The organism is Palleronia sp. (genome assembly GCF_042089775.1).
Lineage (GTDB): Bacteria > Pseudomonadota > Alphaproteobacteria > Rhodobacterales > Rhodobacteraceae > Palleronia.
In genome coordinates, this window is record NZ_JBELKF010000132.1 from 1 (window position 1) to 6,572 (window position 6,572).

At 69.6% G+C, this 6,572-nt stretch carries 6 protein-coding genes and 1 pseudogene; 5 read left to right on the top strand and 2 right to left on the bottom strand.

The window, feature by feature from the left end; genetic code table 11:
• The 5 genes and pseudogenes from ACFDS3_RS18290 to ACFDS3_RS18310 form a co-directional block, all read left to right on the top strand.
• The coding region (locus ACFDS3_RS18290; protein WP_375263785.1) for a helix-turn-helix domain-containing protein at nt 1-1,247 on the top strand (1,247 nt) is incomplete at its 5' end.
• A 92-nt stretch (nt 1,248-1,339) separates the two neighbouring features.
• On the top strand, nt 1,340-1,729 hold the full coding sequence (locus ACFDS3_RS18295; protein ID WP_375263786.1) for a response regulator transcription factor: 390 nt from the start codon (nt 1,340-1,342) through the stop codon (nt 1,727-1,729).
• A complete protein-coding gene (locus tag ACFDS3_RS18300; RefSeq protein WP_375263787.1) occupies nt 1,726-1,995 on the top strand; it encodes a hypothetical protein in 270 nt (89 codons plus the stop codon). The genes ACFDS3_RS18295 and ACFDS3_RS18300 overlap by 4 nt, the downstream gene beginning before the upstream one ends.
• A 1-nt stretch (nt 1,996) precedes the next feature.
• Nucleotides 1,997-4,669, top strand: a pseudogene (locus ACFDS3_RS18305) (ATP-binding protein).
• A 72-nt stretch (nt 4,670-4,741) separates the two neighbouring features.
• Nucleotides 4,742-5,665: a FliM/FliN family flagellar motor switch protein gene (locus tag ACFDS3_RS18310; protein ID WP_375263788.1), complete on the top strand. Its 924-nt coding sequence runs from the start codon at nt 4,742-4,744 to the stop codon at nt 5,663-5,665.
• 179 nt (nt 5,666-5,844) lie between these two features.
• Here ACFDS3_RS18310 and ACFDS3_RS18315 read toward each other — a convergent pair whose 3' ends face one another.
• A complete protein-coding gene (locus ACFDS3_RS18315; RefSeq protein ID WP_375263789.1) occupies nt 5,845-6,279 on the bottom strand; it encodes a TIGR01244 family sulfur transferase in 435 nt (144 codons plus the stop codon).
• A gap of 61 nt (nt 6,280-6,340) precedes the next feature.
• Nucleotides 6,341-6,572: hypothetical protein (locus ACFDS3_RS18320; RefSeq protein ID WP_375263790.1), on the bottom strand; the 232-nt coding region annotated here is incomplete at its 5' end.

Sequence of the window (6,572 nt, forward strand, 5' to 3'; positions counted from 1 at the left end):
GGCAGATGCAGGGCGCAGGGGCACGGATCCGGGCGCGCCGAGCGGACCGGGACATGAGTCAGGCGGAGCTTGCGCGGCGTGCCGGGATCTCGGCGTCGTATCTGAACCTGATCGAGCACGACAAACGGCGGATCGGCGGCCGGGTGCTCAGCCAGATCGCCCGCGCGCTCGACACCGACACGACCACACTGACCGAGGGGGCGGGGCCCGAGCTCGACCGGGCGCTGCGGCGCGCGGCCGAGGCGCTGGCGAGCGATCCGCCGGCCGAGACTGGGCGCGTCGAGCGGCTGACCACAGAATTTCCCGGATGGTCGGCGCTGATCGGGGCGCAGGCGCACCGCATCGCCACGCTGGAGCGACAGGTGGCCGAGCTGGGCGACCGGATGGCGCATGACCCGGTGCTGTCGGCCTCGGTGCACGACATCCTGTCGGCTGCGACGTCGATCCGCTCGACCGCGGCGATTCTCAAGGATGGCAACCTTGCCGAGGAATGGCTGGCGCGGTTCCACCGCAACGTGGACGAGGACAGCCGTCGGCTGGCGCGCAGCGCACAGGGGCTGGCGAGCTACCTGACCGCCGGAGAAGGCACGGCCCGCGATGCCGTCAGCCCGCAGGAAGAGGTCGAGGCGTGGCTCGCCGCACGCGACTTTCGCGTGACCGGGGACGAAGAGGGCGAGGCCGAGGGACTCAGCGATCGCGGCCGGGGGGCGCTCGACCTTTATCTGGCCGAGGTGCGGGCGGACCGCGCCGCGATGCCCGAGGATCGGCTTGTCGCGGCGCTGGCGCAGGTGCGCGACCCGCTGGCACTGGCGCGGTCGCTGGGACAGCCGGCGGGGCGGGTCATGCGCGCCATCGCGCGGCTGTCTGCGGCGGCGGTCGGCGGCCCCGTGGGCCTTGTCGAGTGCGACGGGTCCGGTGCCGTCCTGTTCCGTCGCCCCGTTCCGGGTTTCGAGATGCCGCGCTACGGCGCCCCCTGCAGCCTCTGGCCGCTCTACCAGGTGCTGCTGATGCCGCAGGCGCCCCGGCGCGACGTGCTGCGCCAGTTCGGGGCCGACAGCCGCCCCGTAGAGACGTGGTGCGCCGCCGACATCGACCACCCCGAGGGCTACGGCGGCCCGCTGGTGGCGCGGATCACGATGCTGATCCTGCCCGAACCGGGCGAGGATTCCGCGCCCACCGTCGGCTCTACCTGCCGCCTTTGCCCGCGTGATCCATGCGCGGCCCGGCGCGAGGCGGCGATCCTGTAAAGCGTTTTGACAACCCCGTGCCGCAGCGGCCATAGTCTCAGCAGCCCAGTCGCGGGGGGATACGGCGAGGGGCAGAGGGAGGAGGGCCGGTCGTGACCGACAGGCAGCGCGTTCTTCTGATCGAGGACGAGCCCAACATCATTGAGGCGATCCGCTTCGTGCTGGCCCGTGACGGCTGGCAGGTGTCGACCCACGGCGAAGGCCGGGGCGCCGTCGAGGCCGTGCGCGATCGGGCGCCAGACGTGGTGATCCTCGACGTGATGCTGCCCGACCGCTCGGGCTATGACATCCTGCAGGACCTTAAGGGCGACCCCGACCTGCGCGCGCTGCCGGTGCTGATGCTGACCGCGCGGGGGCAGACGAAAGAGCGCGAGATGGCGCTGCGGCTCGGGGCCGACATCTTCATGGTCAAGCCGTTCTCGAATGCCGAGATGATCGAGGCGGTGCGCGATCTCGCTCGGCGCCCGACCGAGACGCCGTGAGCGCGCCGCGCGATCCGCCGTTCCTCGAACGCCGCAGCTATCGGCGCCGGCGCCTGTCCGACGCCGCGCGGCTGCTGCCGATCCTCGGGACCATCCTGTTCATGTTGCCGCTTCTATGGGCCGCGGGGCCGGGGGGCACGACGGCGCGGAGCGGGCTCTATCTTTTCGGCAGTTGGTTCGTCCTGATCCTGGTTGCGGCGGGTCTGGCGCGGCCCCTGACGCGGGCGGCCGAGGCGGCGCGCGACGATCGCGACGCCACGCGCTGAGATGCCCGCCTTCGACGTCATCCTCGGCGCCTGCATCCTCTACGCCGCGTTCCTCTTCGCCGTTGCCTTCGCGGCCGAACGGCTGGCGGCGCGGGGCGGGGCACGTTGGCTGAGGGGCGGGGCGGCGGTCTATACCCTGTCGCTGTCGATCTACTGCACCGCGTGGACCTTCTACGGCGCGGTCGGCTACGCGGCGCGGTCGGGGCTGGAGTTCGTCACGATCTACCTCGGGCCGACGCTGGTGCTGATCGGCTGGTGGGGGCTTCTGCGCAAGCTCGTCCGGGTGGGGCGGGCGCAGCGGATCACGTCCGTTGCCGACCTGATCTCGTCGCGCTTCGGAAAGTCGAACCTGCTGGGCGGCCTTGTCACGGCGCTCGCGGTCATTGCCACGACGCCCTACATCGCCCTGCAGCTTCAGTCGGTGACGCTGTCCTTTGCCGTCTTCGCCGCGCTCGACGGGGACACGCCGGACCTGAGCGCCATCGGCTTCTGGGTCGCGGCGGGGTTGGCGGTGTTCGCCGTGCTGTTCGGAACCCGCAGGCTCGACGCGAACGAGCGCCACGACGGCATCGTCGCTGCCATCGCCACCGAGGCCATCGTCAAGCTGATTGCCTTCATCGCGGTCGGTGCGTTCGTCGTCTTCGTCATGGCGGGCGGTGCGGCCGGAACTTTTGCGGCCATCGACGCCTCGCCCATTGCCGCGTGGGAGCTGCGTCCCGGCCGCTGGGTCGGCCTGACCTTCCTTGCCGGCGCCGCGTTCTTTTGCCTGCCGCGCATGTTCCAGGTGCTGGTGGTCGAAAACTCGGACGAGCGGCACCTTGCCACGGCCTCGTGGGCCTTTCCGCTGTATCTCTTCGCGATGTCGGCCTTCACGGTGCCGATCGCGGCGGTCGGGCTAGCGCGACTGCCGGCAGACAGCAATCCCGACCTCTACGTCCTGACCCTGCCGCTGGCCGAGAACCAGCAGGCGCTTGCGCTGCTGGCGTTCCTTGGCGGGTTCTCGTCCGCGACGTCCATGGTGATCGTGGCGGCAATCGCGCTGGCGACGATGATCTCGAACCACGTCGTCATGCCGATCTGGCTGCGGTCGGGACCGGCGGGAGCGTTCGTGTCGGGCGACGTGCGGCACGTGGCGCTGCGGGCGCGGCGCATCTCGATCGTGGGCATCCTGGCGCTCGGCTACCTGTATTTCCGCCTGTCGGGCGGCGGCGAGGCGCTGGCCTCCATCGGCCTGATCTCGTTTGCGGGGATTGCGCAGGTACTGCCGGCGTTGATCGGCGGGTTGTTCTGGCGGGGGGCTACGCGGGTCGGCGCGGCCGCGGGGCTGTCTCTGGGCCTCGCCATCTGGATCTGGACGCTGTTCCTGCCGTCCTTCGCCGGAGGCTTGCCCGACGCGGTGATGAGCGAGGGTCCGTTCGGCCTTGGCTGGCTGCGGCCCGAAGCGCTGTTCGGCATCGCCGGGATCGACCCGATCCTGCACACGCTCTGCTGGTCGCTTCTGTTCAACACCGGCGCACTGATCCTGCTGTCGCTGGTGACATTCCCGAGCCCGATCGAGCGGCTGCAGGGTGCGGCCATGGTCAACGTCTTCCGCAACGGTCCCGGTGCCCGCGGCTGGCAGCCCACCCAGGTCGAGGCCGAGGACCTGCTGGTCATGACGCAGCGCATCCTCGGGCCAGCCGAGGCGCAGGCGCTGTTCCGGGCCGAGGCGATGCGGCAGGGCAAGCTGGGCTACCTGCCCGACCCCACGCAGGAGTTCCTTGAGCGGCTGGAACGCGAACTTGCGGGATCGGTCGGGGGTGCGACGGCGCATGCGATGCTGGGGCAGATGACGGGGGGCGGCGCGGTCTCGGTCGAGGAACTGATGCGCGTGGCGGACGAGACGGCGCAGATCATGGAATATTCGGCCCGCCTCGAGACCCAGAGCCGGGAACTGGCCCGGACGGCGGCGCAGCTGCGCGAGGCGAACGAGAAGATGACGCGCCTGTCGGTGTAGAAGGATGCCTTCCTGTCCCAGATCAGCCACGAACTGCGCACGCCCATGACGTCGATCCGGTCGTTCTCCGAGATCTTGCGCGATCGCGAGGTGGAGGACGAGGACCGCGCCCGCTTTGCCGGCGTGATCCACGACGAGGCGCTGCGGCTGACGCGGTTGCTCGACGATCTCCTTGATCTGAGCGTGCTGGAATCGGGGCAGGTGAGCCTGCGCATGGCCGAGGAGCGGCTGGACGTGATCCTTGACCGGGCGATTCAGGCCTGCGACGGCGGTGCTCCGCTTCGGATCGAGCGCAAGGGTGCGCTGGACACGGTGCTGGTGACGGATGGCGACCGCCTGACGCAGGTGTTCATCAACCTCGTGATGAATTGCCGCAAGTACGCGCGGGTGCCCGAGCCGCAGCTGCGGATCTCGGTCCGGCGCGACGGCGATGTGGCGGAGGTCGACTTTGTGGACAATGGCCCCGGAATCCCGACGGCCGAGCAGGAGATGATCTTCGAAAAGTTCTCGCGCGGGGGCGACAGCCGGGCCGCGGGCGGCGCGGGGCTTGGGTTGGCGATCTGCCGCGAGATCATGACGCGCCTCGGCGGGTCGATCTCGTACCTGCCGGGACAGGGCGGCGCGGCGTTTCGGGTGCGCGTGCCGCGCGCCGCGGCGCGGATGCGCGCGGCTGAATGAGCAGGGATTCACGATTGGGTAAGACTCGGGAGGGTATCGAACGGAAAGGCCGCGACGGAACCCATCCCGACCATGACAGATCAATCGCCCCTGCGCCGCAAGATCGGTGCGATCAGGCAAGACGCACCCCCGCTGCCAAGCGCAGAGCGGGTGTTGCGGCGAGCGATCGTGCACGGCTTCTCGCGCGGCCTTGGGTTGATGGCCGAGGTCGAGAAGCCCACGCGCGAAACGATTCAGCCCGAGAAGGCGGCGGCGCTGATGGGAGAAGGCACCCTTGCGGTCCTGCTTGACAGTGGTGCGGGACCAGGCGTGCTGCTGCTGGATCCGGGGCCCCTGGTCGCGATGATCGAACAGACGACGACAGGGCGGCTTGGCAAGCGCGCACCTCGGGCCCGCACGCCTTCGGCCACCGATGCGGCGCTTATTGCCGATACGTTCGACCGGATTTTCTCTACCCACGAGGCAATGGTGAACGAGCTGAAGCTCACCGGCGCCGTTACCGGGTTCTGCTATGCCGCGCCTCTGGCGAAGCCGCGCGATATCGTGCTGGCGCTGCCCGACGAGACCCATGACCACTGGAGTTCGCGCATAACATTTCCCGATGACGAGCATCGGGGCGGTGCGATGCACCTGATCCTGCCAACCGAAGCCGCCGCGGCTGCAGCCCTGTCCGAAGGCGCGTCGACGCCGGACTGGGCCGTGCGGTTCGAGGGCCGGATCATGCCAAGCGAAGTCACGCTGGAGGCCGAACTGGGCCGGACGACCCTGACCTTTGCAGACTTGCGCGCGCTGCGTGTCGGCGACTGCGTGAATCTTCCGCGCGGCCAGGTCGGCAAGATCCGCCTGCTCGGTCCGGGCGGCGTCTGCATCGCGACGGGTCGGCTGGGTCAGTCGGCAGGCCGGAAGGCGGTTCGCCTGGAGCCGCCCGTTGACGAAGAAGATGATGTCTTCGAAGCCGCAGCCGCGGAAGTCGAAATAGGCGGCCTTCTCATGTAGCGCAGGAGCGGGAGCTTCAAATGCGCTAGTCCCGCGGCTCGACGATACGGACGCGGCCGCCAGGTGTTTGCGATGCGACGCCGGAGTGGGACACGGTCGGGAAGCGACGCCCGGCAAGCACGCGCTGCCGACGACAACCGCGGCCGAAACGCCCTGTCCGGCTACGCCAATGAGCGGCTTCAGCCTCGCCGAGCTTGTTCCAGGGCGCCCAGAGTCTCGCGCATCGGAGTCAGGTCGTAGCCACCTTCAGCGCCGGCGGCGATGATCTCGTCCACGTCCATCTCTCCCGCGCGACCAAGCGCCCAGACGTGACAGGACCGCGTCCCCGAGCGGCAATAGGCGAGAACCGGGCCGTCGGATGTGTCGATCGCTTCGCGTTGCTGGGCGATCAGGTCCGTGGTCATGCCGGCGTGGCCGACCGGGATGACGTGGAAGGACAGGCCCGCTTCGGCGCAGGCGGCCTCGATCGCGGCAGAGGTCTCGTCTCCCGTCACCTCGGAATCGGGGCGGTTGCAGATGACCCGGGTGTACCCGGCCTCGGCCAGGACGGGCACGTCCTCGGGCCGGATCTGTGGGCTGACGGAAAAACGGTCGGTAATGCGGCGGATATCCATTGCGGCCCTCGGCTGTGTGCTCGCCAACGTTGTGCCGCCCACGCGGCGCGGGAACAAGCCCTTACCCGAGGAGGAGTCCGACCACCACGACGATGAGGCCGAGCGCCGACAGGAGCAGCGCGCCCATGTTCCACACCACCAGACGCTGCAGGCGGGCGCGCAACGCGTCCTCTTCCAGACCGGCCCGGCGGGCGCGCAGCGCCTCGAAGATGCAGTAGGCCAGCCCCAGAAGGCCCAGGCAGGAAAGGATCGTGCCGATCCAGACGAGAAGGTCCATGACGCCCCCAGAGTTC